Raw genomic sequence first — 26,348 nt, 5'->3', positions numbered from 1 at the left:
TCCTCATATCGTCGCAGCCCACGGGGCGCGACATTCTGCATCTGATGCGGCCAACCGTCCGCCAAGCCGAGGAACGGGGATCGCAAACAGGACGCCCAGCGTGATCAGTGCGGATCTAATCACGGCCCAGGGTCAAAATCCAACGCACTTTGGCGGCTTTCAGATCGCGGCATGGGTTGCGGGTGGCTGCTCTCCCCAAAGATGGAGAACGCTTCTCAATGCGGTTACAAAAGCCAGCGGCTGATCCAGCATCAGATGGTGACGGGCATGAGGCACAGCAATGATCGGGATGTCGCCTCCGCCCAGTTCACGGACATACTCCGCCGAATCCCGATTGAAGAGCTGGCTCTCTTCGCCATGTACGATGGCCTTGCGGCCCGGCGCGTTCACCAGGCGCTCGCCGGTGGTGAGCCATTCGTCAGGTCGGTTGCTCCTCCGGAACACTTCGGGTGAGAATTTCCACGTCCAACCTTCGCCGTCCCGTTGCATGGAATGATAAGCCATATAATCCAGAAGAAAAGCTTCACCGACAGGCTGAGGTGGGGAAAGAACGTATCGGCTGCGCGCCGCGTCGTAACTCGAATAGCGACTTTTGGCCTTGTCGGGGTCGCCGGATCCAGGGCTGGCGCGGCGGAGGGTCCAATACGCCTCCAAAAGCGGCGGCCGCATGACCATCAGATCACAAATTACAACGCCGGCAAAGGTCTCGGGCGACTGGCTCACGGCCGTCAGCGCCGCGCCTGAACCAAAACTGTGCGCAATGATCGTCGGCTTGTCGCCATTTGCAAACATTCCGATCGCGTCGGCGATCTCGGCGAACTCGCGTCCCCTTGCCAAAGGGTCGGCCTGCCCTCGCATCTCACTGTCACCCATGCCGGCAAGATCGAATGCCACTACGTCATAATCGTCGGCGAGAAACGGTGCGATAAAGGCAAAGCAGCGGGCATGGGAGAGAAAGCCGTGCGTCATCAGTATCTTGGGTTTTGCGCGGTCGCCCCAGCGAAAATAATGCGCTTTGGCACCGTCGATTTCTACATAGCCTTCCTCGCGCGGTACCCTAAGGGCCGACACAAACCAGTCCGGCAGTTGCGAACCATCGCCGGCCCAGAGAGCTTCGATGTCCTCCGGGCAATCTTCAATCTTTACCGCCTCTCTCATATTGTTGGACGTCCTTGTCTGTGAGTTTTTCCGAGATGAAGCGGCATAGAAACGACGCAAACTCGACGGTGAAATGGATTTTCCACTCCAACTCAGCGATTACCCGATATGCCTGCAAACCACAGGCTACGCATCGAAGCGGAGCGCGTACCGATAATGACCGACGACCGAGACGAGGCCGGCGTGCGTCAAATTGCGTCGAAGCCCACCTTGCGTTGCCTTTGCCCTGTGACGGCACGCAAATCATAGTTCCGCTTGCGTTTTCTCAGCTCATTATTTCATAGGCTGGCCCATATCCCGCATCTTGAGGGATGGTCAGGACATTCTTGCCGTCTCGCTGGACGACGTCAGGCAGGACCGTCACAATTTCGCGTGCTTCGGCCCGCGCAACGCAATCCTCTGCGCTCGCCGCTTCGGCAAGCAGCTGCAGGTTCAGCCTTGTAGGGAATATGATCGTCCGCTCACCGCTCGCTTCCATCTCCAGTGCTTTGCGTGGGGAAAGCCACTCCGCATCGACGGTTTCATATCCATCGCATGCGGCAATCTGGCGTTCGGGAGCGCGAACAACGAAGAAATGTGTGTCGAAGCGTTTCGGCATGAAGGTAGGCGTGATCCACCTTGCGAAATCGCTCATCCGATCGAGGCGCAGGTGCAAGTCGGCCTCGCGAACGACGTCGAGGAATTCGCGTTCGCCTCGCTCCACGGCTTTGCGGCTTTCAAGGTCGCATGTGCCCTCGAACATGCTGCCGTCGAGATGCTCGGCAAGCAGAATACCTGCTTCCTCATAGGCTTCGCGAATCGCCGCAATCCGGAGGGCGCGCTGCGTATCGTCGAGCGCACTCCCCCCTCTGCAGTGATCGGCCCATTCAGGAGCTGCGTCCCCCGCAGAAGGCTTCCCTCCTGGAAATACCAGCGCGCCGGAAGCAAAATCTATCTGATGATGGCGTTTGACCATGAGGACCTGAAACTCCGGCTTGTCCCGAAGTAGCAGCATGGTGGCGGCAGGAACAGGATCGACGGCCTTCTGTACGGGCATAAAATCCATCCGCTCCCTTCCGGCCCGATCTATCGAGAGGCCTCTGACGCTCACAATGGCCATTTCGATGCCGGGGTTCCGTTCATCTATGAACATGGTCTGCCCGATGCCGACTTGCAGCTCAACCAATTCCTCAATGGGCCGCTTCATTCCCGCTGACAATTAAGACTGCCTGTCATAGGCCAAGATTTCGATCGTCTTTCGCCCAATTCCGTCTGGCCCTAAGACGCGATTGTTCAATTTGGACATGGTTCCCGCGCGATCCGGCCCGCATCATGGAACAAAAGGTGGCGCCGCGCGCCAAAGCGGTAGAGTCGGGCAAGCACGAACCCTGATTGCCCGCATCGACCTTTAAAAGAGAAGTTCTCATTCAATCCATTCCGGGTGCAAGCAAATCTTGGTTAGGCAGGTTTTAGCTCGCCTTTCGCGCTAGTCGCTCGCCGGGTTCAGCAACATCGACAGGAACCGCCAATCGGACCAATCGCTTTTTTTCCCCGCCGCCAACGCCGCCAGATCGAGCTTCGCTTGCCTGACGATCGAAAGCCGAAGCGATGGTATGACATAGAGGCGTTGATCGCCGGCGCCGGCTGCAACAACCATGTCCGCCGGGAGTGTGTCGGCATGACTGGTGATATCAGTGGACCGGGTCACAAGATCGACGGCTGGCGTGCTACGGGGCAGCCACCAAGTGAGCCCATAGGCCGGATTGGCCTGGCTGCCCTTGAACAGCTCGCCGAACGCCGCCGCATCGACAAGGGGCTTGCCGTCGAGCTTTCCGCCGTTCCGAACGAACTCGGCGATCTTTGCCCACTCCGAGGCTGCCAGAACGAGGCCTTGCGGCATGAGCGGCGCGCCATCGGGGCCGCTTCGCCAATCGCCGACCGTTACGCCTAGCGGCATTAGAATGCGACGCTCGATATAATGGCGAGGGTTGCCGTCCTCGCCTTTGGCGACGAGCTTTCGGCGCATGATTTCGCCGACGATTTGCATCGGAGCAGGGCCATACTGGAATTTGCTGCCGGGCGCCGCCGTGAGCGGTGCCTTCACCGAGTCGAGATAGCCTTGGGGCCTTCCGATAGCCGAGGCCTGCCCGCCTGTCATCGACAGCAGCTGGCGGAGCGTGATCCGGGTTTTCACGGGGTCGCTCTTCCATTCGGCCAGCGTGTCCGAAGCCCGCTCGTCGAGCGTCAGCAGCCCGTCCTGGACGGCGGCTGCCGCCATCAGCCCGACAAGGCTCTTGGTGCCCGACCAGAGTTCTTGCGGCGTCGCGACATCTGCCGATCGGCAGCGGACCTTGCCGTCCTCCAGAATCAGCAACGCAACGCCGGCATGTTCCTCCGAATAGGCAAGCGCTTTGGCGCATCCGGGAAGCGGCCCGGGGTCGGCGGCCGCCGCTGGCTGGGCCGCAACGGCGGCGAGAAGAAGAATGGTGCGCTTCAAAATCCGGCTCCCAATTTCTGATGCTTGTCATTGTTGATATTATCGATAATAATTTCATTCGCAATCATCGATTGCTCGCACGCACTGCCCGATTAGGATGGCGCCGGAAACAGGAAAGCCGAACGGAGAGAAATGGCCGCGACGAAAACCGAAGACGACAGCGCGCCGACGCAGGACCGCGTGATCGCGCGTCTCTTGACCGACGACATCGTCGAATGGCGGATCCCGCCGGGTTCGTGGCTGCGCGAGCGTGAAATCGCGGCGCGATTCGGGGTGAGCCATGCGCCGGTGCGCGAAGCATTCCGTCATCTTGCGCGGATTGGTCTCGTCAAGGTGGTGCCGTGGCGCGGAACCTATGTGATCGCCATCGACGAGCATGCCGCGAACGAGGTCTATGAGCTGTGGAAATCGCTGTTCGGTGTCGTTTGCCGCCTTGCCGCCGTCGAGATGACCGATCGCGACGGGCGCGAACTGATGCACCGGCTCGTCGAATATAAGGATGTCACCCAGCGCACCGAGAATACCTTCGAGCATATCAAGGTCTCGAACCGCATCGGCCGCTTCATCGCCAAGCGGAGCAATGCGCCGCTCGCGCTCGAGCTCCTCGACCGGGTCGCGCTACTCGCGCGCTGGCAGCATAATGTCTATACCGACAGCTATATCGAGACGCATGGCAATGACGCCGCGAAGCGATCGGCCATCCTCTACGACGCGCTTTGCCGCCATATCGTCGCGCGCGATGGCGATGCCGCCGATGCGGTGGCGCGCGATCTGATCGGGGTTACTCAGAATAGTTTCGGGCGCGCACTCGAGGAATATAAGGCCCGCCACGCAAAGCCTAAGCCCAGCCCCCGCCGCGCAAAAGTGACATGAGCCGCCTCCCGACCGACCGCCGCACGTTGCTTAAGGCGGGCCTCGCGGCGCCGATCGCATTGCAGGTTAACTCCGCTGCCGCTGTATCTCGGGATTTGACCATGTTCGGCTCCGAACGCCTCTTCACCGACGTCCAAAGCTATACCGAGGCCGGCAACAAGCAGTCGGGCGGCGAGGGCGATCGTTGGACCGCCGACTGGACAGCGAAGCGGCTGTCCAGTGCCGGATTCGAAATCGAACGCCAGACGTTTGACGTGCCTTGGTTCGAGGCCTCGCGCTGCGACCTCAGGCTCGGCGACACCACGATACCGCTCGTCGCACAACCGCTCGCCATCGAAACCGGCGAGGCTGGACTCGCTGCGCCGCTGCGCCTCGCAGAAATTCCTGAACGCCTCGACGGCGCGATCGCCGTAGTGCGCCTGCCTTTCCGCCGCTGGTCGAGCCTCGTAGATCGTGCAGCGCGCGAGCCGCTCGCCGATGCGCTTGCGCGCGGTGCGAGCGGGGTCATTCTCATTACGACCGGGCCGACGGGCGAGGCCTTGCTCCTCAATGTCCCGGCCGGTCATCCCGTATCGGAAAAGCCACTTGCCTTGCTCGCGCCGCGACTCGCCGCCCCGGTGATTGAAGCCGCGCGCCACGGTGCCGCGGCGAAATTAGCGCTGCGCGGGCGCGGTGGGACTCGGGCAGCTCAGAATATAATCGGGCGACGCGTTCGCTCCGGACGCCCTTGGCTCGTCGTCTCGACGCCGCGTTCAGGCTGGACCGATTGCGCCGGCGAGCGGGGCCCGGGCATCGCGATGTGGCTCGCGCTCGCCGACTGGATGCCCCGAGCGTTTCCTCAGCACAGCCTGCTCTTTCTGTGCAACAGCGGGCATGAATATGAGAATCTCGGTGCGAGCCATATCGCCGACAATTTTGGTCCAGCCCCCAGCGAGACGGCTTTCTGGTTGCATCTCGGCGCCAATGCCGCAGCACGTGACTATCAGGAAATGCCGGGGCGCTTGCTGCCGCTGCCGAGTTCCGATCCCTATCGTTTTCTCATGACATCGCCCGAATTCGTTGCGCGTGCGCGCGAGATATTCAAAGGCCAGCCAGGGTTGGAAATGGCCTATCCTTCGGCGGAAGGCACAGCGGGCGAACTCTCGGAAGTGATAAAGGCCGGCTACACACGTCATGCTGGCATCTTTGGCGCACACCGTCATCACCACGCTGTGACCGACGATTTATCTACCGTCACACCTGACCCGCTTGCCGCTACGGCGCGGGGCGTCCGCGACCTGCTGAGCGCCGTCGTCTCCTAAACCCGTGACCCACCTGCAATGACATTGCGCTTTCCGGCTTGACTCGCTCGCGTTTCTGCACAAAATTATCGATAATAATTGCGATAACAAAATGGGGAGAGTGACCATGGGACGCAAGGCGAACCTTCTTTTCTGCACGGCGATTTGGGTAGCCGTCGCTCCGCCCGCTTTCGCTCAAGACACACCGCCCGAAGCTCTTCCGGACGCGGCGGAAGCGAACGATGACGGCGCGATCGTCGTGACGGCGCGACGCCGCGAGGAGCGGCTCGCCGACGTTCCCACCGCCGCTTCTGTCATCGATATCACCTCACTCACCGATCGCGGCGGCGCAAGCGGCAGCGGCGAATTGCTCGCCGACCAGCCGAGCGTTAGGTTCAACAATCTCAGCTCGTCGATCACTTCCGAGATTTCGATCCGCGCCTCGTCGACCGCGCGTGCGACCAATGGCGATCCCAGCGTCGGCCTGTATCGCAACGGTGCCTATATCGCCGGTGGTCCAGTGGGCGGGCGAAACTTCACCCGCCTCGATCTGCTCGATATCGGCCGGGTCGAGGTGCTGCGGGGGACACAGGGCGCTCTCTATGGCCGCAACGCGGTCGGCGGCGCGATCAATATCATTTCGGCCGAGCCCGAATTCGATCTCTCAGGCTGGGCGAGTGCGCGCTACGGCTTCGAGAATAACAGCTTCCAGACGCAAGGCGCGATCAATGTTCCGCTTGCCGAAGGTCTTGCGATCCGTGTCAGCGGCGATCTCGTCGAGCAGGACAAGGGCTTCTTCTACAATCCGGACAACGACGTCTATTTCGATCAGCAGAAAGGGCATGGCCTGCGCGGCCAGATCCGTCTCAAACGCGGACCCGTTGACGCGATCATCATGGCCGAGACCCAACGGCTGACGACCCCGGCGGTTCATTATCAGATTTCCATCCCCGCCGGCACGCCAGGCTTCCCGGGGGGATATACCCAGGATCGCTTCCGCTATCCCTGGAACACGGCGCCCCGTGCCAGCCAGGATGTCGATGGACTGCAGGCGATTATCCGCGTGGACTTGGGCGGCGCCGACCTCACCTCGACAACATCCTTTCGCAAGCGCCACTCGGAATATGACCTCGACAATGATGCGGTGAGCCCGGCCGAACTTGCGCGCGCGCGGGCTGCAGGTCAGATCGGGGCGCTAACCCCGCTCGACCCGAGCGGCGCCTCCTATGTCGTCGACACCACCGACAATTTCTCGCAGGACATCCATGTGACGGGGTCGAGCGACCGTCTGAGCTGGCTCGTGGGCGCCGAGATGCTGCTGCTCGACAGCGATTTTTCCGTGACTACGACGCGCACGCCGACGCTTGCCAATCCTTCGCCAGGCAACATCGCGCCCGCCCGTCTCCATTTCGAAAGCTATGCAGCTTATGGTTCGCTTGGTTTCGACATCACCGACAGCCTCAACTTGACCGGCGAGCTTCGCTATACACGAGACAGTCGGAGCATCACCGCGCGGCTCTATGATCTCGCGACAGGCCTGCCAACAGGCGGGCCGTCGCGGATCATCGACGACAACATCAGCGCCGACAATCTCTCCTACAATGCAACGCTCGCGTATAAACTGACTCCGGATATTCTCGCCTATGGCAAGGTCGGCAGCAGCTACCGCGCCGGCGGCTTCAACACGCGTCTGTCCGATCCTCGCGCACCGAGCCCGGTACAGGTACTGTTCGGCAACGAAAGCAGCACCTCCTATGAGGTCGGCATCAAGGGCAGCCCGATGCGGCGCGGCTATTTCGCAATCGCGGGATATTATACCGAGCTCAAGGATCTGATCGCGCAGGTCGACGATGGATGCGCGCTAACCAACGCGGCCTGCCCGGTCGCCGCGGTCGCCTATCTCACTAACGCCGGTAATGCGAAGAGCTGGGGTATCGAGGCAGAATATAGCCAGGGATTCGACCTTGGCGACGGCAACGGTCGCCTCGCACTCAGCGGCTCACGGCAGGGCGGCAAGGTTAAGACTGGCCGTTACGACGGTCTCGATCTCGCGCAGGTCCCCGACTGGCTCGCCTCGGCGAACCTCAATCTTCGTTATCCGGTCACTGGCAACGTTGCCTTGACGAGCAATGTGCTTGTCAGCGGACAATGGGGTGGAAAGCAGGAATTGACGGCAACTTCGGTCGACCTCGACAATTATGTCCTCGTCAATCTTCGCATCGGCGTCGACTTCGGAAAGGTCAATGTGAGCGCCTTCGCGAACAACCTCTTCGACAAGCTCTACTATGTCGCACAGGCGCCGACCATCAACCGTTATAGCCAACCCCGGGTGATAGGCATCGAGGGCCGCATTTCTTTCTAGGGGATCCGCTTGCCCGCGGCCTTGGGCCGCCAGCCGGGAAGAAAAGGAAGCGAAATGCGGCAATGGGTGATGGCAGCATGCGTTGGGGCCGCAATGCTGCTCGCATCGGCATCCGCCGTAGCAGCGGATGCTCCTCCGCAAGCGACGTTGGCGCAAGGGCGGCTCGCGGGCGCTGAAGAGGCAGGGGTCGAGCGCTTTCTCGATATTCCCTACGCCGCGCCTCCCGTAGGCGCGCTCCGCTGGCGCGCGCCGCAGGCTCCGCCGCGCTGGACGGGCGTTCGCAATGCCGCGAAGTTCGGACCCGCTTGCCCGCAGACGGTGCGGCCCGCGCTCGTCGCGGGCGGCGTCGCCGGGCTTCAATCCGAAGATTGCCTTCAGCTCAATATCTGGCGCCCGGCCGGCGCGCGGAGACTTCCCGTCATGGTCTGGATCCATGGCGGCGCGCATGTCATCGGGTCGGGCACCTTCCCGGCTTTCGACGGTACGGCCTTCGCGCAGCAAGGCGTCATTCTGGTCACGATCAACTATCGGCTGGGCGCACTCGGCTATTTTGCCCACCCGGCGCTGAGCGCAGCCAAGCCGCCTCGCGAGGCGCTCGCCAATTATGGTCTCATGGACCAGATGGCGGCTCTGCGCTGGATCCAGAAAAATATCGCAGCCTTTGGTGGCGATCCAGGGAAGGTCACTTTGTTCGGCGAGTCCGCGGGGGCAATCGGCGTGACGACGATCCTCGCCCAACCCCAAGCCAAGGGCCTGTTCGCGCGCGCCATCGTACAGTCGGGCGTCGGCCTTCTCGACCCGCGCCCGCTCATCGAGCAGGAAGCGCTCGGCACGGCATTGGCGGCTCGCGCCGGCGCGCCGCCTTCGGCGACGATCGACGCGCTCCGTGCGCTTTCGGCCGACGCGCTCGTCGCGGCCGGCGATGTTCGGACGCCGGGCGCGATGACCGGACCCATCCTCGATGGCGAACTAATCCGCGAAGCGCCCTGGCGGACATTCGCGCGGCACGCGACAATCGACGTGCCGCTGCTGGTTGGCGCCAACAGCAACGAGGCAAGCGTGATCCTTGCGATGGGGGTACAGCCCGCGGCCGCCCTGGCTTATCTCGGTTCCGACCAGACGGCTGGCCGCGCGGCCTATGGCGACGGGATCGCCGACGACGAGCTGGCGCGCCAAATATTGGGTGACGCCTGGTTCGTCGCACCCTCGCGATGGCTCGCGGCGCGCACGGCCGCCGGCGCCCCGTCTTACCTCTATCATTTCGACTATGTTGCAGCAGCGCGCCGCGATCGGGCGAAGGGCGCCGGGCATGGCTCCGAAATTCCTTATATATTCGGGACGCTGGGCTATTTCGCTTCGCTCGCCGGCCCCGTCGACGACGAGGATCGCCGCTTCGGCGAAGGCGTGTCCGCCTGCTGGGTCGCTTTTGCGAAGGATGGTGTACCCGGCTGCGCGCTGGTCCCTGACTGGCCCCGGTACCAGCCGACGGACGACCGTCTCGCACATCTCGCGCCCCGGTCAGCCGTCGCCGCCGGTTTTCGCAAGGCGCAACTCGACCACCTGCTGAAAATCCATTTCGCGGCAGGCCAACCCAGGCCTTAGCTCGCCCGGCCAAACCGGCCTACCGTTTCGAAAAAGTGCAACGAAGCTGGGAGAGATAAAATGTCTGGAAGACGGAAATCGATATGGCTTGCCGCCGGTACCGCATTGGTCGGCGTAGCGGTTTTTGCGGCGCAGAGTGGCTTCGGGAGCAGCGACGGCGGCGAAACGCGTCCGATGGTCCAACTGCCACCCGCGCCGTCCGCCGCCAAGGCGACGGCATCCGCTGCGTCGGCGCCCGTGACCCCAAGCCTCACAACGACCGTCGGCGGTTACACCTACGACTGGACAGCGCTGGAGGCCGCGATCGTCGCTGACACCGAAGTCGCCAATGGCTTTTTCATTGTCGGGAACGCGTCTGATCCCACTTATCTTTTCGAATTTGAAAAGGGCAGTTTTGATATCGACCGGGTGACCCCGCTCGCCTCGGCCTCAAAATGGTTCGCCGGCGCGCTCGGCATGCGCATGGTGCAGGCCGGCGTTGCCACGCTCGACGATCCGATGCGGCCACCACTCGCCTTCTGGACGACGAGCGGAACGAAGAAGGATGTCAAACTCAAGCATACGCTATCGATGACATCGGGCTTTAATGCGAGCCCGCTCGTCGGCGGCTGCCAGCTTCTCCCGACTTATGGTCTCTATACCTGTGCCAAGAGCATCCACGACCTGCGCTACGATATCCTGCGCCCGGGTAATGCGCCTGGTGCTCAATATAGCTATGGTCCGCACGGCATTCAGGTCGCAGGGGCGTATCTGGAGGCCAAGGATACAAGCATAGAACCAGGAACGTCGCCGGCACGCGAGCGGAACTTCCACGAACTGTTCGCGCAGCATGTCACGATCCCGCTCGGGATGTCGAGCACCACCTGGTACGATCCCCACCCTCCCGCGACCGTCCCAACCAACCCGTGGGTGGCCGGCGGCGCCTTCTCCACGCCGCGCGACTATGCGAAACTGCTGCGCGCGTTCCTCGGCGGCAGCTTCATCACCAACATGACGGCCTTCACGCAGCCGCGCACGACCGGACTGCCGCGTGTCTTCGTTCCGGCGAGCGCAGTGAACTGGGAATATGCGCTCGGGTCTTTCGTTGAATGCGACACGCCCTCCGCGTGCGCGACGTCGAAGATCAACTCTTCGCCCGGCGCTTATGGCTGGACCGGCTGGATCGACCGCGAGACCGGCTATTATGCCCTGATCGCGACCGAAATATCGAGCGGAGGCGACCGGAAAGGCGTCGAACTCGAGCAGGTCATGCAGGATCTGATCGAGGATGCTATCGCGAACCGCACTCCGGCGCCCTGACCCGATCCGACAGTCTAGCCACGCAGCACAGGAGAACTTGCTCTCCATGCGCTGCGTGGCGGGCGTGTCGCACTAGGCAAAGTCGACGGCTCAAAGACGAGGGGCCAAACCCGCGTGTGACCGGCAAGGAGCCGATTTGACTGAATGGCCGATGCGCGGCCGTCCGGTCGTGGGTTCGGCCTAGGGACACGTCGCCAAAAAGCGTGTCGCTGCCGGCACTGCCTCGGCTCCGAAAGCTGCTGGGCATGCATCTGGCCGCGCAGATTGGCTCGCCTCGGGCGGTTATCAGGCGACGTAGGCCCCTCTACCACTCGCCACTAGGGTTCCGTCTGCGGCTAGGATCCGGGTAGCCGCGACGCTTATCTGCCGCCCTAATTTCACCGGGGTGCCGATCGCGCGAAGCGGCCCGGGCTTGGCCGGTCGGTGAAAATCCACATGGAGGTCCGCCGTCGCCCGCGCAGCACCCCCCATCGCGATGACCGTATAGAGGCCGGTCAGATCGATCAAAGTCGATACGATGCCACCATGCGCCGCGCCGACCGTCGGATTTGAGATGATTTCGTCTCGCCAAGGCATGGAGATCACCAACTCGTTGGCGCCGACCTCAGCGATGCCGAGCCCGAGCCAGCGGTGAAAAGGGGCCAGCGCCAATAGGTCACGCAATTCCTCAAGCCCCGGGACGGCGGGGGCATTCATGATTTCATCTCCGCTTCATGGATGCCGAGCAAAAACTCTAGGATCGATTGCCCGAAAGCGTCGTTTTCGTCCCCCACCACCATATGAGTCGCATTCGCGATGTCGCTATACGCCATATGAGGGACAAGGCCCTGGAAATGCTTGACGGCTTCCAGCGAGACGAGGTCGCTTGACCCGCCGCGGATCAGATGCACCGGCAAGGTCAAGCAGGCAGCGGCCGCGCTGAGCTCGGTGCGGCCATGGTCGCTGGAGACGCCGCCCTGCTGCGTGACTCTTTCGATGAAGGCGGGGTCCCAGTGCCAATAGAAGCGTTCATCGTCCTTGCGGCGCAGATAGTGTGCCAGCCCCGCCGAAGCCTTCCGGCTGGGGCGATGGGGCAGATAGTCGGAAATGACCTGTGCGGCCTCTTCCACCGACGCAAAACCATCGCGCGCATGGGCCGCCATGAAACCGACCACGCGGGCGACGCCTCTCGGTTCCATCTGAGGTGTGACGTCGACCAGCGTCAGCGATCCGAAACTTCCCGGTGCGCATTTTCCCTCGGCGATGACCCCGGCCAGCCCGCCAAGCGACGCGCCAATCAGCGCCGGTTTGCTCGCCATCGCCGCAGCGATCTCGACAAGATCGGCCGCAAAATCGGAGATATCATAGGCTCCGTCGCTGGCCCATGCACTCTCGCCGTGCCCCCGCATATCGACTGCGATGGTCCGGAAACCATGGCTCGCGAGCCGGTGGGTTACCGCCCTCCATGCCCTTCGGGTTTGTCCGCCACCGTGCGCGAGGATTACCGGGAATCCGAGTTCCGGGCCATCAACCGACGCTGCGATTTCATGGCCCGCTTTCCCGGCAAGCGTGATCGACTGATCAATCATTCAACTACCATACTGTATCATATCTTACAGTAAAGGGTTTTCAGAATATGATGATGGCTGTACAGTCCATGACGATGGTTGAACCTCGCGATACGAGCGGCATCTCCCCCGCGAAAAGTCTTCTGACGGCCTCAGACGAGTTTGTCTTTCTCATCGAGGAAGTACCCCGCAAACTGCGCCGGATGTTTGATGCCTCAACGGCACGCTTCGGATTGACGCGAACCCAGTGGCGCGCGCTCGTCTATATCTATCGGACCCCGGGCATGACCCAAACGGACCTCGCCAAATGCCTCGAACTGGAGCGTGCCAGCGTTGGCCATGTTGTCGACCAGCTGGAAAGAATGGCGCTCGCGGAACGGCGCGCTGCCAAGGGCGACCGGCGCGTCTGGGAGCTTCATCTTTTGCCCCGAGCGATCGAAATCCTGCCCCAGCTGCGCGCCGAAGCCGACATGATCTACGCGCGGCTGCTCCATATGATTTCACCGACTGAAATACGCGCGGTCCGCGCATTGCTGACGAAAATGTCAGGCAATCTCGAAAGCGGATCGGAAGACATGCCTCCTCGATAGAAGCGCTGAAAGATTTGAAATGGCCGACGCCATTCATCGTCAGTAAGCCGATTTCCCCAATTGGCGCCGCTCGCGTTTGCGGCGGCGCACCGCCGCCGTTCTGCCCCCGCTGCACCAAATCGCCAGCACTGACGACTAACGAATTGCGAATATGGCGGCAGGGAGCCCTACCTACCTCCTGTCGTGTCAGCATAATCGTCCGACCGAGCCGGCGATCGTTCGGCGGTGAGCGCCCTCCGCTCTTGGCTTCGCGTGCCAACGCCAATTGACCGACGAGCCATTTCGTGCAACGTGTTGTCTACTAAGAAACGAACCTCTGCTTGGAGACCGACATGGCTCAACCCGAGCGCTTCATGCGAGGACAGAGTGCCGGTGGCTGCGCTTGTGGCGACGGGCCGGTCTTTGAAATGAGGCTGGGCGCCGACGGTCAGCCTCTGGCATTCGCCGACGCCTATCCCAACGCGCTTCCAATCCTGAAGAGGCTCGCACGCGGTCGGGTACCGAACAAGCTAGTGCTTCCCCTTTCGGTGGATCGCCCGACACGACACGTCTGATATCGGGGCAGCGGGGACTACCAGATCGCTCTCGACGGGCTCGCTGAAGCCGGCCGCTCTTTGCCTCGGGCCCTGCGCGTTGAAGGATCGAACGTTCGCGACGAGCGGGCGATAACAACCCTACGCCGCCGGGTGCCGCTCAGCACATCGCCCCGGTCATGACGACACCCCTCTCGGGACTCGCGATAAGGCTTGCCCCGAATCAAAACAAACAGTACAGACGGACTGATTATTGGATTTGAGGTGGCAAATGCTGGAGCAGCTACGGTTCGTACGGATCCCGGTTCAGTCGCTTGGCGAAGCCACGCGGCTCGCCGTTGATACCGTCGGCCTGCAGCACAGCGAACGGTTGCCGGAAGCCGAACGGTTCCGTTCCGACTCCCGGTCGTATTGCCTGGAGCTCGACGGTTCCGGGAGCAGCCTCCGGCCCAGCCTGGCGGTGTCGCTGAGAACCGTCGAGCAGCTGCAGGAAGTCTCCGGGAAACTCAGGGAGCGAAATTGGGATGTCGAGGCGATCCCTCACGATCTGTGTCGAAGCCGCCGCTATCACGCGGGGCTCGCCTGTCGCGACCTAAGCGGCAACCTCATCGAGCTGGTCGTTCGGGCCGAGGAGAGCGGCGAGCGATATTTTCCATCGCGCGATGCGGGAATTGTCGGCCTGTCGCACGTGATCCTCGGCAGCCAGGACCCGGCGTCTGACGCCGCCGTGTGGGTGGATATCCTCGGAGCGCGGATCACCGATCGGGTGGGCGAGGCAATCTACCTCGGCTGGGACGATCAGCATCACAGGATCATGATTGTACCGAGCAAGCGCGAAAGCTTCCTCGTCGTGGGGTTTGAGGTCGAGAGCATCGATGCCGTGATGCAGTCGAAATATTTTCTCCTTGACCGTCAGGTCGGCATTGTCCGCGGCCCAGGCAAGGAACCCGCGAGCGGTGAAGTGTTTCTGACCTTCAGCGGGCCCTCGCCCGACAGCTATTTCACCTATTCGACCGGATCGGATCCGTCCCCCGTCGGACGCCGGCCACGGCAGTTTGCCGATTCTCCCGCCTCGCTATGCAGTTGGGGTTCGACCTCCAACCTCGAAGAATTGGGAGGAACGTTGCCATGACCATCAACATCATTGACATCGCTTATACTCGTCTCAAGACACCGGATGTCGCGGCCGCTACCGATTTCGCCACGCGAATACTTGGCCTGGAGCCTGTCGATCGCGCGGTTGATCGCCTGTCGTTTCGCTCCGACAGTCGCATGAGCACGATGAGCTACGAGATCGGCGACCCATCCGAAACGATTGTCGGCTTCGAACTGGCGAATGGGGAGGATCTCCTCAATGCGGCTAAAACGCTCGAAGCATTGGGGTATGAGGTGCGCTACGGTTCGCATGAGGAACGCGAGCAGCGGCACGTTTCCGAATTCATAGCCTTTCGTGACCCCAGTGGGGGACGCATCGAATTCGCGGTTTCGCCGCAGATCGGTGGCAATGGCGCGCAGCTGTCTCGCGACGCTGGAATTACGGGTTTCAGTCACGTCGGTCTGTTCAGCCGGAATCCCGGTCGCGATGAGCATTTCTGGACCCAAATATGCAATGCACGCGTCAGTGACCGGGTAGGCGAACTCCCGCTGCTCCGTCTGAGCCAGATTCACCACAGCATCGCGCTCGTCCCCGCAGACCGGTGCGGTATCCAGCACATCAACCATCAGGTTCAGTCGATCGACGATGTGCAGCGCAGCTACGCGCTGCTTAGCCAGCATAAGGTACCCATCGTCTTCGGACCCGGCCGGCATCCGACTTCAGGCGCGCGGTTCGTGTATTTCGAGGGTCCCGACGGGATGGTTTTTGAATATTCCGTCGGCGTGCGCGAGGTCGACGAAGAGACCTACAGGGAACGCCAGTTCGGCTTCGAACCGAAGAGCTTCTGCATGTGGGGCGCAACCCCGAAAATCAAGGAGTTGTCCACATAGACTTGGACCCCGGCGGGCAGCGGGCATGGGATGAATGTGATCGCATCGCGAGGTGACGCGGGCGGCGAAATAGCAAAGAGGAAGGATGGGAGATGACGGTTCCGGAGGCTTATCTTCAAGACATTGTCTGGCCGGCAAATTTTAACGAAATCCCCAAGGAGATTTTCGTCCGGCAAGACCTCTACCAAGCCGAGATCGACCGGATTTTCCGTGGAGCCGAGTGGCATCCCGTTGCGCACGAAAGCGAAGTGCCGCACCCGGGGGACTTCAAAACCTGCAATCTTGCGGACGTCCCCCTGCTCATCATCCGCGGCGACGACGGACAGGTCAGGGCATTCTTCAACGCCTGCTCACATCGCAGCACCCAGATCGAGGTAAAGCCTTCGGGCAATCGAGCCGAATTCGAATGTCCCTATCATCGGTGGCTGTTCAACAAAGAGGGCGAGTTGGTCGGCTGCCCCAATCAGCGCGAATTCATCCCCGGCTTCGACAAGAAAGACTATCCGCTGACCCAGCCGCGGCAGGAATCGGTCGGCGGCCTCCTGTTCGTGACGCTGTCGCCGGACACCGAAAGCCTCGACGACTTCCTGCAGGAAGCGAAAGGGTCGTTGCTGGACATCATGGCCGGTGACGGACGCCTCAAGCTGATTGGCTATCATCGGGTCCGGTATCTGACCAACTGGAAAGCCTATAGCGACAACGACGGCTATCATCCGCCGCTCCTGCACCAGGCGTTCACGATGCTCAACTGGCAGGGCGGCGCAGGCCGCCAGTATGCGACTACCGGACGTGGCCATTATTGCATCGAAACCGAGTTGACCGTTCCCAAGCCCACGAGCGTAATCCGCGATGCTTCGGTCATCGAGTTTCGCGACGAGGGGCGGCCGAAAAACGCCAGCGTGCTCGCTCTCTTTCCGATGCTGGTCGCCTCAAATTACCTGAACGTCATCAGCATCCGTTTCGCTACGCCTGTCGCAATCGACGAGGTGGAAGTCACCTACGCCTATTTCGCGCATCAGGACGACGATGAGGCGATGGTCTTGCACCGAATAAGGCAAAGCTCCAACGCGATCGGCCCGTCCGGCCTGATCAGTATGGAAGACGCCTCGGTTTTCCACCGGGTCCAGATCGGCAATCGCACCCCCGGCAAGGCCATCTTCCAAAAAGGCGTCACCGATCCATCCCGGCTCGGGTTCGAATTCCGTCAGAACGACGAGAGCGGCAATCTTCCGCACTGGGAATATTATCGCGCCGCCATGGGCTTCCGGAGGAGGGAGGCATGACGCGCTTGACGCTCGACGAGCTCGCGCGGCTCGATGAACTCCAGTCGGCATATATGTCGGCACTGGACGGGAAGAAAATGCGGTCGTGGCTTGACACGTTCGAAGATGATCCGAGCGCGAGTTACATCTGCATCGCGCGCAACGATGTCGAGAGCGGCCTGCGCGTGGCGATGATGCTCGACGACTGCCGCGACAGGTTGATCGATCGCTGCACCTTCATCGAAGACATATGGGCGGGTACATTCCAGGACTATCGTACCCGGCATTTCGTTCAGCGCGTGCACGCCAGCCGCCGCGCGGATGGTCTCGTCGACATGGTATCGAACTTCTCCGTGATCTTTACCCCCGACGATACCGGGCTGCCGCAGCAGCTGGCCGCCGGGACCTACGAGGACATTATTCGAATGGAAGGCGATCAATGTCGCTTTCTGTCGCGGAACGCGGTGACCGACAATGCGGTTGTGCCGCGGTATCTGGTGTTTCCTTTGTGAGCGGTGACAGAATAATCTTATAAATCAATAACTAAACAATCGGGAGGGAGACCGACAATGAAAGGCCTTTTTGCATCCAAAGCGCTGCTGACGGTGACGGCAGCCGTCATCGCCGCGCCATCCATGGCGCAAACGGCGCCCGTTGGCGGCTCGTCCGCGCCCAGTCCGTCGGCCCCAGCCGACGATCAGGATCAAACCTCGACACAGAGCGGCCTGGTAGATATCGTCGTGACCGCGACGCGCCGGGAGCAGAAGTTGCAGGATGTGCCGGTCGCGGTGACAGCCGTGACTTCGGAATCCCTTGGCCGTTCGGGTGCGGCTGACATCCGGAATCTCACTCAGGTCGTGCCCGGCTTCTTCGGTGGCCGCGCTGCGGGCGTGTTCCTGCCCGTTATCCGCGGGGTGGGGTCGAGCAGTATTTCTGTCGGGGACGAGTCAAACGTCGCAACCTATGTCGATGGAATCTACCAGGGAGACCCATTTTCCACCTGGACCGATCTCGTCAAGGTCGACCGCGTCGAGGTCCTGCGCGGGCCGCAGGGGACAATATTCGGTCGGAACGCGACGGGCGGGTTGATCAATGTCATTACGCCTGATCCCAGTTTCGACTTCAGCGGCATGGTTTCGGCGCGCGCGGCCGCCCTCGAGACGGGCGACGGAGACTATAATGTGCGCGGCTATCTGACTGGTGGCCTGTCCGATACGATTGCAGCCGATATCGCCGGAATTTACCGCAAAACGGACAGTTTTGTCGACGATCTCGTGCGCGGTGGGAAAGCTGGCGGCTATCAGGTTGTCGATGTCCGCAGCAAGCTGATGTACCGCGGCGAGAACGGAAACAAGATCGTCCTCACGGGAGAATATTTCGATCGCAAGGGCTCGGAGAATGTCTACCAGCCCTATGAGAATAACACGGCAGGTCGAGCCTTTCCCGGCGCGATCCTCCCGTCGAAACCCTGGCAGCTGTCCGCCGATCTGCGCCCCTCGCTCGCCACCCGGCGATACAGTGTCGCCTTGCAGACACGCTTCGATCTAGGCGGGGTCAATCTGGAGACGACCGGGGCATATGCCTCCAACCGAACCTCTCAGGCGACGGATTCGGATTCGTCGAATATCTTGCTCGCGACTTTTGTGGCCCCCAAAATCACTTCGGAATATTATAGTCAGGAAGTGCGCCTGCTCTCGTCCGGCTCCGGGCCGCTTCAATGGATCGCTGGTTTATATGCCTTCCACCTCTCCGGCGACGCCAACTTCATTCTGAGCAGTCGCGCTGATCCGAGCCAGCCACTGCTCGTGCGCACATTCGACCCCGTCCTGAAGACGACCTCCTATGCCGGATTCGCCGAGGCGACGCTTGAGGTCGTCCCGCGCCTGTTCGTGACGGGCGGCATTCGCTACACCCATGAGAAAAGAAGTTTCGATCAGATCGTAAACGGCGTCGCCCTTTTTCCGCAGACAGCGGAAAAATCCTTTAACAGGGTCACGTATAAAGGCACGGTCCGGTTCGAAATCGGACCGGACACGAATATCTACGCGACCTACAGCACCGGCTTCAAAAGCGGTGTGTTCAACATGACTGGCGTGTCGCCTCTCGCGGTCGATCCCGAGACGCTCAAAGCCCTCGAAGGCGGTATCAAGTCTGACATCACGCCCTGGCTGCGCGCCAATCTCGCCTTGTATCGTTATGATTATAAGGATTTGCAGGTCACTGCCCGCGATCCGTTGGGTCCCGGTTATGTCCTGCAGAACGCCGCGAACGCCACTCTTTACGGCGGCGAACTTGAAACGACTTTGGCGCCAACCGATCATTTCCGGGTCAACGCGGCGGTCGCCTACGCCCATGCGGAATATGACGATTTTCCGCTCGCGCAAGTTTTCATTCCCCGGCCAACGGGAGGCAATATCGTGTCGCAAGCGGATGTGTCGGGCAACCGCCTCCCGCGGGCACCTCGATGGACCTTCAACATCGCCCCAAGTCTCGACGTACCGCTCGCATCAGGAATGTTGAACATCAACGGCACCCTGTTCCGCAGTTCGGTCGTCTATTTCGACTTCCTGAATTCCGTGAAGCAAGATCCCTATACCGCAATCAACAGCGAAATTTCGTGGCGAACGGATGACGAAAAGTTTCGGTTCTCAATCTGGGTGACGAATCTGACCAATGAGAAGATCATCCAGGAAGTTCGGCCCGGCGCGCTTGGCACCGACCTCAGATACGAGCTCCCCCGGCGTATCGGCGCCGGCGTCGAAGTGAAATTCTGATGCGATCGCCGGTCATAGGCTGGCTCGCCCCTCAAGGATTGAGAGCATAGATGGCAATTCCAGATCAGTACGACCTTTACTATGATGGCGGGTGGCATGCACCGGCGGCGGGCGGATACAGCCCCTCGCACAATCCGGCCAACGGCTCGCTCATCGCACATGTCGCGCAGGCAGAAAGCGAGGATGTCGACCGGGCAGTCCTCGCTGCCGCCGTCGGATCCAGGGTCTGGCGCGATGTACCACCCCTCGAACGTGCCCGGCTGCTGCGCGAAGTAGCGGCAGTCATTCGCCAGAATGCAAAGGAATTGGCGCAACTGGATGCTCTCGATTGCGGCAACCCGGTCCGCGAACTGGCGGCCGACTCGCATGTGGCAGCCGCGCTCATCGACTATTTCTCCGGGCTGGTGACGGAGATGAAAGGTGCTTCGGTCCCTGTCGGACCAGATGCGGTCAACTTCTCCGTCAGGCAGCCATTTGGCGTCGTCGCTCGCGTTCTGGCCTTCAATCATCCGTTTCTGTTCTGCGCCGGCAAAGTTGCCGCTCCCCTCGCTGCCGGCAATGCGGTAATCGTCAAGCCATCCGAACAGGCGCCCCTGTCAGCACTCCGCTTCGCCGAGCTGATCGACGGCTTGTTGCCGTCGGGTACGTTCAGCGTCCTTACGGGAGGAGCCGAAACGGGGGCGGCGTTAGCGGCCCACCCCAAGGTGGCGATGATCAGCTTGGTGGGGAGCGCGGCTGCAGGTCGCGCTCTGATGCGCGAGGCCAGTCCAACGCTCAAGCCAGTCCTGCTCGAACTTGGCGGCAAGAATGCCCTGATAGCCTATGGCGATGCCGATCCCGCCGAAGTAGCAAAAGCCTTGATCCAGGGCATGAATTTTGCGTGGTGCGGCCAATCATGCGGGTCGACGAGCCGGGCGTTCATACATGAGGACATCTACGACGCGGTTCTGGCTCGTATCGAGGAGGAAGCCCGGCGGTTTCAGCCGGGCGATCCGTCCAACGAGGCGACTTCGATGGGCGCGATCATCAGCGCGAAACAGCATGAGCGCATAGTCGGATTCATCGATAGCGCCAAGGCGGAAGGCGCTCGACTGATATGCGGCGGGGGGCCACCGGCCGACCAAGCTCTTGCGCGCGGCCTGTACATCGAGCCGACGGTGTTTGCCGACGTTACCCCTGACATGCGCTTGGCCCGCGAAGAGGTTTTCGGGCCGGTGCTCGGAATCCTGCGATGGTCCGACGAGGCGACGATGATCGAGGTCGTCAACGAACTGGAGTATGGATTGACCTGCTCAATCTGGACACGAGATCTCGAACGCGCGCACCGCACCGCCATGGCCGTCGACGTAGGCTATGTCTGGATCAACGAGACTTCACGCCACATTCTTGGAGCCCCCTTCGGCGGAATGAAACAGTCGGGCATCGGCCGTGAGGAATGCCTCGGCGAACTGCTGGCATTCACTCAGGAGAAAAATATCTACATCTCGTTGGGATCGGGCAACCGGTGACGGGCGGGCGCGCGCCTCCTGTGCTGCAAACGGCGCTCGGCACAGCACGCACGCCGCCTGGCGAGGGCGAAGCCACGCTGGCTGTGGCGGGGGCGGCTTTCCGCCGCCGCATCGCCATGTTTTTCCTGACCTTTGCTCTCACACTCAATTTTGTTGACCGGCAGATCGTCAACATTCTCGCCGAACCGATCCGCGAAGAGTTGCAGCTGGCGGACTGGCAAATCGGGCTGATGTCGGGCCTTGCCTTTGCCTTGCTTTATAGCGTCGCCGGAATCCCGCTCGCGCGCTGGGCGGATCGCGGCAACCGGCCAAAGATCATGGCATTTTCCGTTCTAGTCTGGAGCGGCTTCACCATCGCCTGCAGCATCGCGCGAAGCTTTCCCCAACTTTTGGTGGGGCGTGTCGGTGTGGGGATTGGCGAGGCCGGTCTGACACCTGCCGCGAATTCTCTTATCGTCGATTATTACCCACCCGAACGGCGCGCGTCGGCTCTTTCGCTCTACTATCTTGGCGTGCCGTTGGGAACGTTGGCGGGGATGGCCTTGGGAGGGCTGGTTGCCGATGCCTATGGCTGGCGCACCGCCTTTCTGGTGGCCGGCATACCAGGTGTCGTCCTTGCCCCCTTTTTGCTGCTGGTTTTGCGCGAACCGCGCAAGGCGCACGCCGCTCTGTTGCGAACGGCTCCGCCGGGCGCTCTCGCGACGGTAAGGACGCTTTGGGCGGTTCGCACCTACCGGCTCATCGTGATCGCGACAGCGCTGCAAGCGGCGGTAGGATATGGCTTCGGACCTTTCATCGCATCTTTTTTTATCCGCAATCATGGCCCGGAGATCGTCGTCATGGCCACGCAGGCCGGGATGGGGGTTTCGGGCTTCCTGGGCCTGACGCTCGGTCTATCCACAGGTCTCGCAGGCGCCGCCGGCGTGTGGCTCGGTGGGTTGCTGGCCGATCGTTTCGGCCGGAGCGACGTCCGAGCCTATGTGACCATCCCTGCGTTTGCGTCGCTGGCGGCCCTTCCCTGTTATGCCGTCATCTTCAGCATCGACAGTGGCGCGCTGGCGCTTGCGGGCCTTGCGCTTCCCAACATGCTAGGGGCCATGTGGATGGGCCCCGTCCACAGTACCCAGCAAAGCGTCTCACCGCCGGAGATCCGTGGCGGCGCGACCGCCCTCTTCCTTCTGGTCTTGAACCTGGTCGGCGTGGGTTTGGGACCGCTGTTCGTCGGGACGGCCAGCGACGCGATCTCGTGGCAGTTCGATCAAGATTCCGGCAGGAGTTTGCGTGCCGCCCTCATCCTGACAAGCCTGGTCGCACCATTCTCCGCATTTCTTTTCTGGCGCGCGAGGTCGTCGATCGGGCGCGACATGACCAGGTGGAAGGCCGTCAATCCAGTGTGACACAAATTGTTCATCATCATTGTCTGGAGAATGAAATTGTCAGCGGAAAATCATCTAGCAATGGGCGCCGGCGGCACCTTGCCGGCCGGCAAGGGCGATCGCGCGCCGTCAGGACCGCACCGCATGCCGGACCGCCTCGACGTACGCGGCCGCGACTATGACGCGGCAGGCCTGCGATCGCTTGTCGCACCGGGCTGGATTCATTCGGCGGTGTATACCGACGCGAAGATTTTCGATCTTGAGCTCGAGCGGATTTTCCACACCGGTTGGCTGTTCATCGGCCATGAGAGCGAGATTGCAAAAACGGGTGAGTTCAAGCGTCGGCAGATGGGCCGTCAACCGGTCATTTTTGTTCGCGGCCAGGATGGCGAGATCCGCGTTTTCCTGAACCGCTGCCGACACAGGGGCGCAATCGTCTGCGAGGTGGACGAAGGCAGGGACAGCTTTTTCCGCTGCTGGTATCACGGCTGGACCTATTCCAATGCTGGCGAACTGGTCAGCGTTTCCGGGCCCGACGGCTATGGGCCGAGTTTCGACGCGAGCGAAAACGGTCTCACGCCGGTGCCGCGGGTCGAAAATTATCGCGGCTTCATATTCGCGGCTTTGAGCGAAAAGGTCCTTCCGCTCGAGGACTATCTCGGCAACGCAGCCAAGGTGATCGACATCCTGGTCGACGCGGCACCGGGCGGAGAGTTGAGCGTGCGAGCCGGATCGAACCGGACGATCTATAAGGGAAATTGGAAGCAGGTCGGGATGGATGGATATCATCCGTTGTTCGTCCATGCGTCGGTGCTGGCGACATGGGAACGACACACCGATTCGGGTCACAGCCTCGGTGCCACGCACAGTGCGAACCCCTTCGACTTCGACGGAATCTCGGAAACGCGCGACTTCGGTCATGGCCACACGATGCTCGATTTCCGTAAGCATCGGCTCAAGCACTCGGGAAAATATCGCGCGCTTCTGGAAAACACGCCGGGAGGGGCAGACTATATCGACGCGCTCTATGCAGAGCATGATGTTGCCTGGGCGGACATGCTGCTTGCCATGGCGGGCGATCCTCACGTCGGCGTTTTTCCAAACCTGCAACTGATCAACAACCAGATCCGGATCGTTAATCCCCTGTCTGTCGACGAGACCGAGGTCGTGATGTTCCCTGTGCTGTTCTCCAACGTTAGCACCGAAATCAATGCGCTGCGACTTCGCCAGCATGAATCCTTTTATGGACCCGCAGGATCCGGATCGACAGACGACGCCGAGATTTTCGAGCGGGTGCAACTCGGCCTGGAGGCTAATCTCGATCCGTGGATCAATATATCGCGCGGGATGGAGCGCGAGTGGGTTGATGAAGATGGGACGATCGTCGGCCATGTTTCCGACGAGGTTCCGCAGCGCGCTCAGATCCGGCAATGGCTGGCGATGATGGCCGAAGAATCGCCCGATGGGAGGCGTTAGAATGAACATGGCAGCGGCAGATCTTTGCGATATCACCCTCTTCTCGGAATTGAAGGAGAGCCGGGCAATCCTGCCCGGGAGCGAAATTTTCGGCAAAATCGAAGCATTTTTGTATTTTGAGGCCGAATTGATGGACAGCCACGCCTATGACGATTGGCTCGCGCTCTGGGAGCCGGGCGGGCTCTACTGGGTTCCTTCCAATCAGGCCGACCTCGACCCCGATCGGTCCGTCTCGATCATCTACGAGCATTATGACCAGATCTCGGATCGAATATTCCGCCTGAAGGATAAGCGGATGCATTCGCAAAGTCCGAAGTCGCGTCTGATCCGCATCGTCTCGAACATTACGGTCGCCGCATCCGGCGGACCCGATGTCCTTGTCAGTTCAAACTTCATCCTGGGCGAGGCGCGCTCCGGTCAGCATCAATCCTTGTTCGCGCGCGCGACCCACCGCCTGAAACAGGGGGCCGATGGCTTCAAAATCTTGGGCAAGAAGGTCTATCTGATCAACAATGATGCGCCCATGCGCAATGTGACCTTCCTGCTATGACAGGTGCAGGCGAAGGAGCGGGCAAGCCGCGCCGTGAGCAGCCACTCATCGCGACCGTCATTGGCGATCCGGCGGGTATCGGTCCAGAGGTCTGTGTCAAGGCACTCGCCGCCGGCAACCACGCGGCGCGGCACCTATTGATCGGAAGCATCGACGCTGTCCGGTTCGCGGCCGCGGCGAGCGGGATTAGCCCTCCCATCTACCAGGTGGAAACGCCGGATGAGGTGTCCGGCGCGGTTGGCGAAATCGCCGTTCTCGACCCCGGCTCGCTGGCGAGGGAGGCATGGGAAATCGGACGGTCAGGCGCCGCTTCGGGCCGGGCGGTGATCGAATGGATCCGCTTGGCCGAGCAATTGGCTCGCAATGGAGGGATCGATGGCTGGATCATGGCCCCGGTCGACTCGCAATCACTCAAGGCGTCTGGCGAAATATCGTCGATCGACGATCTTCAGCCGGCTGGAACCTATTTATTGAGAGTCAGCCCCTCGTTGCGGATCGTCCCAATCACCGAGCATATCAGCATCGCCGAGGTCCCGGGCACTGTCTCTGCCGCGGCGGTGTCGTCGCTGATCGGTCTCGTTGACGAGACTTTCAGGCGTTGGGGCGTCAATGCCCCCAGGATCGGCGTCGCCGGCCTGAATCCGCACGCGATGGGAACTGAAGAAGTGCGCGAGATCGCGCCGGCGGTCGAACGGGAGCGTGCGGCGGGGCGCCGCGTCGAGGGGCCGGTGTCGCCCGATTCGATATTTCGTCTTGCCATGGAGGGACAATACGACGTCGTTGTCTCAATGTATCATGACCAGGGCCAGATTGCGCTCAAGACGGCTGCCTTCGAAGGCGCGTGCACCATCTATATCGGCCTCGATTATGTTCATCTGACCGTACCGCACGGATCTGCCATGGAAATTGCGGGACAGGGCATCGCCCAGCACGCCAGCATGGCCTGCGCGATGAAGATGGCCGAATCACTCTGCTTCGGGAGAGGGTTTCATGCCGGCGACGATTGACCCCGGACTTCAGATGCAGGTGCGCATGGCGGCGCGCGGCCTGGCGCACGCCGGGCTCGTGCACGCGTTCGGCCACTGCAGTGCGCGCATCGATGCGCGGCACTTTCTTGTCTGTGCCGCGATGCCCATGGGGCTGATCAAGGATGAACCCGGCACTGTTGTCTCGGTCGATGGCGCCCTTCCCGAAAAAGTGCTTGGCGAAGTGCGCGCGCACCAGGCGATTTATGCCGCGCGGTCCGATGTCGGCGGCATTTGTCGCATCATGCCCGCCGCCACCATGTCGTTGTCGACGCTCGGGATCACACCGGCGGCGCGGCACGGCCTAGGCGCCTATTTCGCTCCCCGGCCGCCGCTTTGGGACGATCCCAGGCTCCTGCGCGACGACGCTTCAGCGAGAAATCTTGCAATTGCGCTTGGCGAGGCTCGTGCGATCGTCATGCGAGGAAATGGAGCGATTACGGTCGGGCAAGACCTGAAGGAAGCTGCGACTTTTGCCTTCTTCCTCGAAGACTCCGCGCGGGTAGAGCGCGACGCGCGCTCGATGGGGTTCGGCCCTCAACACGGGCTTCTCGATGAAGACGAGATACGCGCGCGCCAGACCCTGGCCGGCGGCGTCGTTGAGCGGATGTGGAGTTGGCTGACGGCGATGGACGTGACCGAAGGTCGAGGAGCAAGCGGCGGATGACGTA

General features: G+C 61.4%; 22 protein-coding genes. 17 read left to right on the top strand and 5 right to left on the bottom strand.

Annotated features, from left to right (window positions below):
* Positions 1 to 159 precede the first annotated feature (159 nt).
* The 3 genes from HEQ22_RS16860 to HEQ22_RS16850 form a co-directional block, all read right to left on the bottom strand.
* Positions 160 to 1,158 carry an alpha/beta fold hydrolase gene (locus HEQ22_RS16860; RefSeq protein ID WP_432768985.1) on the bottom strand — a complete coding sequence of 333 codons (999 nt, stop codon included), beginning with the start codon at positions 1,156 to 1,158 and terminating at the stop codon, positions 160 to 162.
* A 265-nt stretch (positions 1,159 to 1,423) separates the two neighbouring features.
* Positions 1,424 to 2,344 carry an NUDIX hydrolase gene (locus HEQ22_RS16855; RefSeq protein WP_432768984.1) on the bottom strand — a complete coding sequence of 307 codons (921 nt, stop codon included), beginning with the start codon at positions 2,342 to 2,344 and terminating at the stop codon, positions 1,424 to 1,426.
* Positions 2,345 to 2,623: 279 nt separating this feature from the next.
* Positions 2,624 to 3,634, bottom strand: coding sequence for a serine hydrolase domain-containing protein (locus HEQ22_RS16850; RefSeq protein ID WP_432768983.1), 1,011 nt, complete (start codon positions 3,632 to 3,634; stop codon positions 2,624 to 2,626).
* 132 nt (positions 3,635 to 3,766) lie between these two features.
* Here HEQ22_RS16850 and HEQ22_RS16845 point away from each other — a divergent pair, with 132 nt between their 5' ends.
* The 5 genes from HEQ22_RS16845 to HEQ22_RS16825 all read left to right on the top strand — a co-directional run bounded on the left by HEQ22_RS16845 (position 3,767) and on the right by HEQ22_RS16825 (position 11,050).
* Positions 3,767 to 4,507, top strand: coding sequence for a GntR family transcriptional regulator (locus tag HEQ22_RS16845; RefSeq protein ID WP_432768982.1), 741 nt, complete (start codon positions 3,767 to 3,769; stop codon positions 4,505 to 4,507).
* Positions 4,504 to 5,808 carry a hypothetical protein gene (locus tag HEQ22_RS16840; RefSeq protein ID WP_432768981.1) on the top strand — a complete coding sequence of 435 codons (1,305 nt, stop codon included), beginning with the start codon at positions 4,504 to 4,506 and terminating at the stop codon, positions 5,806 to 5,808. Before HEQ22_RS16845 ends, HEQ22_RS16840 begins: the two co-directional genes overlap by 4 nt.
* Before the next feature lie 238 nt (positions 5,809 to 6,046).
* Positions 6,047 to 8,149: a TonB-dependent receptor gene (locus HEQ22_RS16835; RefSeq protein WP_432768980.1), complete on the top strand. Its 2,103-nt coding sequence runs from the start codon at positions 6,047 to 6,049 to the stop codon at positions 8,147 to 8,149.
* A 93-nt stretch (positions 8,150 to 8,242) separates the two neighbouring features.
* The gene (locus HEQ22_RS16830; RefSeq protein ID WP_432768979.1) at positions 8,243 to 9,751 is read left to right on the top strand and encodes a carboxylesterase/lipase family protein; all 1,509 of its coding nucleotides are present in this window, start codon (positions 8,243 to 8,245) and stop codon (positions 9,749 to 9,751) included.
* Between the two features lie 174 nt (positions 9,752 to 9,925).
* The gene (locus tag HEQ22_RS16825) at positions 9,926 to 11,050 is read left to right on the top strand and encodes a serine hydrolase domain-containing protein (protein WP_432768978.1); all 1,125 of its coding nucleotides are present in this window, start codon (positions 9,926 to 9,928) and stop codon (positions 11,048 to 11,050) included.
* A 285-nt stretch (positions 11,051 to 11,335) separates the two neighbouring features.
* On the opposite strand, the gene HEQ22_RS16820 is transcribed toward HEQ22_RS16825, so the two are convergent.
* On the bottom strand, positions 11,336 to 11,746 hold the full coding sequence (locus HEQ22_RS16820) for a hotdog fold thioesterase (RefSeq protein ID WP_432768977.1): 411 nt from the start codon (positions 11,744 to 11,746) through the stop codon (positions 11,336 to 11,338).
* A complete protein-coding gene (locus tag HEQ22_RS16815; RefSeq protein ID WP_432768976.1) occupies positions 11,743 to 12,618 on the bottom strand; it encodes an alpha/beta fold hydrolase in 876 nt (291 codons plus the stop codon). Before HEQ22_RS16815 ends, HEQ22_RS16820 begins: the two co-directional genes overlap by 4 nt.
* 47 nt (positions 12,619 to 12,665) lie before the next feature.
* Here HEQ22_RS16815 and HEQ22_RS16810 point away from each other — a divergent pair, with 47 nt between their 5' ends.
* The 12 genes from HEQ22_RS16810 (at position 12,666) to HEQ22_RS16755 (ending at position 26,344) form a co-directional block, all read left to right on the top strand.
* Positions 12,666 to 13,187 carry a MarR family winged helix-turn-helix transcriptional regulator gene (locus HEQ22_RS16810; RefSeq protein WP_432768975.1) on the top strand — a complete coding sequence of 174 codons (522 nt, stop codon included), beginning with the start codon at positions 12,666 to 12,668 and terminating at the stop codon, positions 13,185 to 13,187.
* A gap of 804 nt (positions 13,188 to 13,991) precedes the next feature.
* The gene (locus HEQ22_RS16805; protein ID WP_432768974.1) at positions 13,992 to 14,852 is read left to right on the top strand and encodes a hypothetical protein; all 861 of its coding nucleotides are present in this window, start codon (positions 13,992 to 13,994) and stop codon (positions 14,850 to 14,852) included.
* Complete coding sequence (locus HEQ22_RS16800; protein ID WP_432768973.1) at positions 14,849 to 15,706, top strand: VOC family protein; 858 nt, start codon at positions 14,849 to 14,851, stop codon at positions 15,704 to 15,706. Before HEQ22_RS16805 ends, HEQ22_RS16800 begins: the two co-directional genes overlap by 4 nt.
* Before the next feature lie 92 nt (positions 15,707 to 15,798).
* Positions 15,799 to 16,989 carry an aromatic ring-hydroxylating oxygenase subunit alpha gene (locus HEQ22_RS16795; RefSeq protein WP_432768972.1) on the top strand — a complete coding sequence of 397 codons (1,191 nt, stop codon included), beginning with the start codon at positions 15,799 to 15,801 and terminating at the stop codon, positions 16,987 to 16,989.
* A complete protein-coding gene (locus HEQ22_RS16790; protein ID WP_432768971.1) occupies positions 16,986 to 17,480 on the top strand; it encodes an aromatic-ring-hydroxylating dioxygenase subunit beta in 495 nt (164 codons plus the stop codon). The genes HEQ22_RS16795 and HEQ22_RS16790 overlap by 4 nt, the downstream gene beginning before the upstream one ends.
* Before the next feature lie 57 nt (positions 17,481 to 17,537).
* The gene (locus HEQ22_RS16785; RefSeq protein ID WP_432768970.1) at positions 17,538 to 19,742 is read left to right on the top strand and encodes a TonB-dependent receptor; all 2,205 of its coding nucleotides are present in this window, start codon (positions 17,538 to 17,540) and stop codon (positions 19,740 to 19,742) included.
* Between the two features lie 50 nt (positions 19,743 to 19,792).
* Positions 19,793 to 21,250 (top strand): aldehyde dehydrogenase family protein, encoded by a 1,458-nt coding sequence (locus HEQ22_RS16780; RefSeq protein WP_432768969.1) that lies wholly within the window; start codon positions 19,793 to 19,795, stop codon positions 21,248 to 21,250.
* A complete protein-coding gene (locus HEQ22_RS16775) occupies positions 21,247 to 22,647 on the top strand; it encodes a spinster family MFS transporter (protein ID WP_432768968.1) in 1,401 nt (466 codons plus the stop codon). Before HEQ22_RS16780 ends, HEQ22_RS16775 begins: the two co-directional genes overlap by 4 nt.
* A 6-nt stretch (positions 22,648 to 22,653) precedes the next feature.
* On the top strand, positions 22,654 to 24,102 hold the full coding sequence (locus HEQ22_RS16770) for an aromatic ring-hydroxylating oxygenase subunit alpha (RefSeq protein WP_432768967.1): 1,449 nt from the start codon (positions 22,654 to 22,656) through the stop codon (positions 24,100 to 24,102).
* Position 24,103: 1 nt separating this feature from the next.
* The gene (locus HEQ22_RS16765) at positions 24,104 to 24,652 is read left to right on the top strand and encodes an aromatic-ring-hydroxylating dioxygenase subunit beta (protein ID WP_432768966.1); all 549 of its coding nucleotides are present in this window, start codon (positions 24,104 to 24,106) and stop codon (positions 24,650 to 24,652) included.
* Positions 24,649 to 25,659 carry a PdxA family dehydrogenase gene (locus tag HEQ22_RS16760; RefSeq protein ID WP_432768965.1) on the top strand — a complete coding sequence of 337 codons (1,011 nt, stop codon included), beginning with the start codon at positions 24,649 to 24,651 and terminating at the stop codon, positions 25,657 to 25,659. Before HEQ22_RS16765 ends, HEQ22_RS16760 begins: the two co-directional genes overlap by 4 nt.
* Positions 25,643 to 26,344, top strand: coding sequence for a class II aldolase/adducin family protein (locus HEQ22_RS16755; RefSeq protein ID WP_432768964.1), 702 nt, complete (start codon positions 25,643 to 25,645; stop codon positions 26,342 to 26,344). Before HEQ22_RS16760 ends, HEQ22_RS16755 begins: the two co-directional genes overlap by 17 nt.
* The last annotated feature ends 4 nt before the right edge of the window (positions 26,345 to 26,348 follow it).

The sequence above is a fragment of the Sphingopyxis sp. genome (genome assembly GCF_050916055.1).
GTDB lineage: Bacteria > Pseudomonadota > Alphaproteobacteria > Sphingomonadales > Sphingomonadaceae > Sphingopyxis.
This window is presented reverse-complemented; position numbering and strand designations above follow the sequence as displayed.

Excerpts from the sequence above, each read along its gene's own strand:
- HEQ22_RS16845 (WP_432768982.1), top strand. The coding sequence starts at position 3,767 with ATGGCCGCGACGAAAACCGAAGACGACAGCGCGCCGACGCAGGACCGC.
- HEQ22_RS16815 (WP_432768976.1), bottom strand. The coding sequence starts at position 12,618 with ATGATTGATCAGTCGATCACGCTTGCCGGGAAAGCGGGCCATGAAATC.
- HEQ22_RS16755 (WP_432768964.1), top strand. The coding sequence starts at position 25,643 with ATGCCGGCGACGATTGACCCCGGACTTCAGATGCAGGTGCGCATGGCG.
- HEQ22_RS16820 (WP_432768977.1), bottom strand. The coding sequence starts at position 11,746 with ATGAATGCCCCCGCCGTCCCGGGGCTTGAGGAATTGCGTGACCTATTG.
- HEQ22_RS16855 (WP_432768984.1), bottom strand. The coding sequence starts at position 2,344 with ATGAAGCGGCCCATTGAGGAATTGGTTGAGCTGCAAGTCGGCATCGGG.
- HEQ22_RS16760 (WP_432768965.1), top strand. The coding sequence starts at position 24,649 with ATGACAGGTGCAGGCGAAGGAGCGGGCAAGCCGCGCCGTGAGCAGCCA.
- HEQ22_RS16810 (WP_432768975.1), top strand. The coding sequence starts at position 12,666 with ATGATGATGGCTGTACAGTCCATGACGATGGTTGAACCTCGCGATACG.
- HEQ22_RS16840 (WP_432768981.1), top strand. The coding sequence starts at position 4,504 with ATGAGCCGCCTCCCGACCGACCGCCGCACGTTGCTTAAGGCGGGCCTC.
- HEQ22_RS16860 (WP_432768985.1), bottom strand. The coding sequence starts at position 1,158 with ATGAGAGAGGCGGTAAAGATTGAAGATTGCCCGGAGGACATCGAAGCT.
- HEQ22_RS16795 (WP_432768972.1), top strand. The coding sequence starts at position 15,799 with ATGACGGTTCCGGAGGCTTATCTTCAAGACATTGTCTGGCCGGCAAAT.
- HEQ22_RS16825 (WP_432768978.1), top strand. The coding sequence starts at position 9,926 with ATGGTCCAACTGCCACCCGCGCCGTCCGCCGCCAAGGCGACGGCATCC.
- HEQ22_RS16765 (WP_432768966.1), top strand. The coding sequence starts at position 24,104 with ATGAACATGGCAGCGGCAGATCTTTGCGATATCACCCTCTTCTCGGAA.
- HEQ22_RS16780 (WP_432768969.1), top strand. The coding sequence starts at position 19,793 with ATGGCAATTCCAGATCAGTACGACCTTTACTATGATGGCGGGTGGCAT.
- HEQ22_RS16805 (WP_432768974.1), top strand. The coding sequence starts at position 13,992 with ATGCTGGAGCAGCTACGGTTCGTACGGATCCCGGTTCAGTCGCTTGGC.
- HEQ22_RS16830 (WP_432768979.1), top strand. The coding sequence starts at position 8,243 with ATGCTGCTCGCATCGGCATCCGCCGTAGCAGCGGATGCTCCTCCGCAA.
- HEQ22_RS16790 (WP_432768971.1), top strand. The coding sequence starts at position 16,986 with ATGACGCGCTTGACGCTCGACGAGCTCGCGCGGCTCGATGAACTCCAG.
- HEQ22_RS16800 (WP_432768973.1), top strand. The coding sequence starts at position 14,849 with ATGACCATCAACATCATTGACATCGCTTATACTCGTCTCAAGACACCG.
- HEQ22_RS16785 (WP_432768970.1), top strand. The coding sequence starts at position 17,538 with ATGAAAGGCCTTTTTGCATCCAAAGCGCTGCTGACGGTGACGGCAGCC.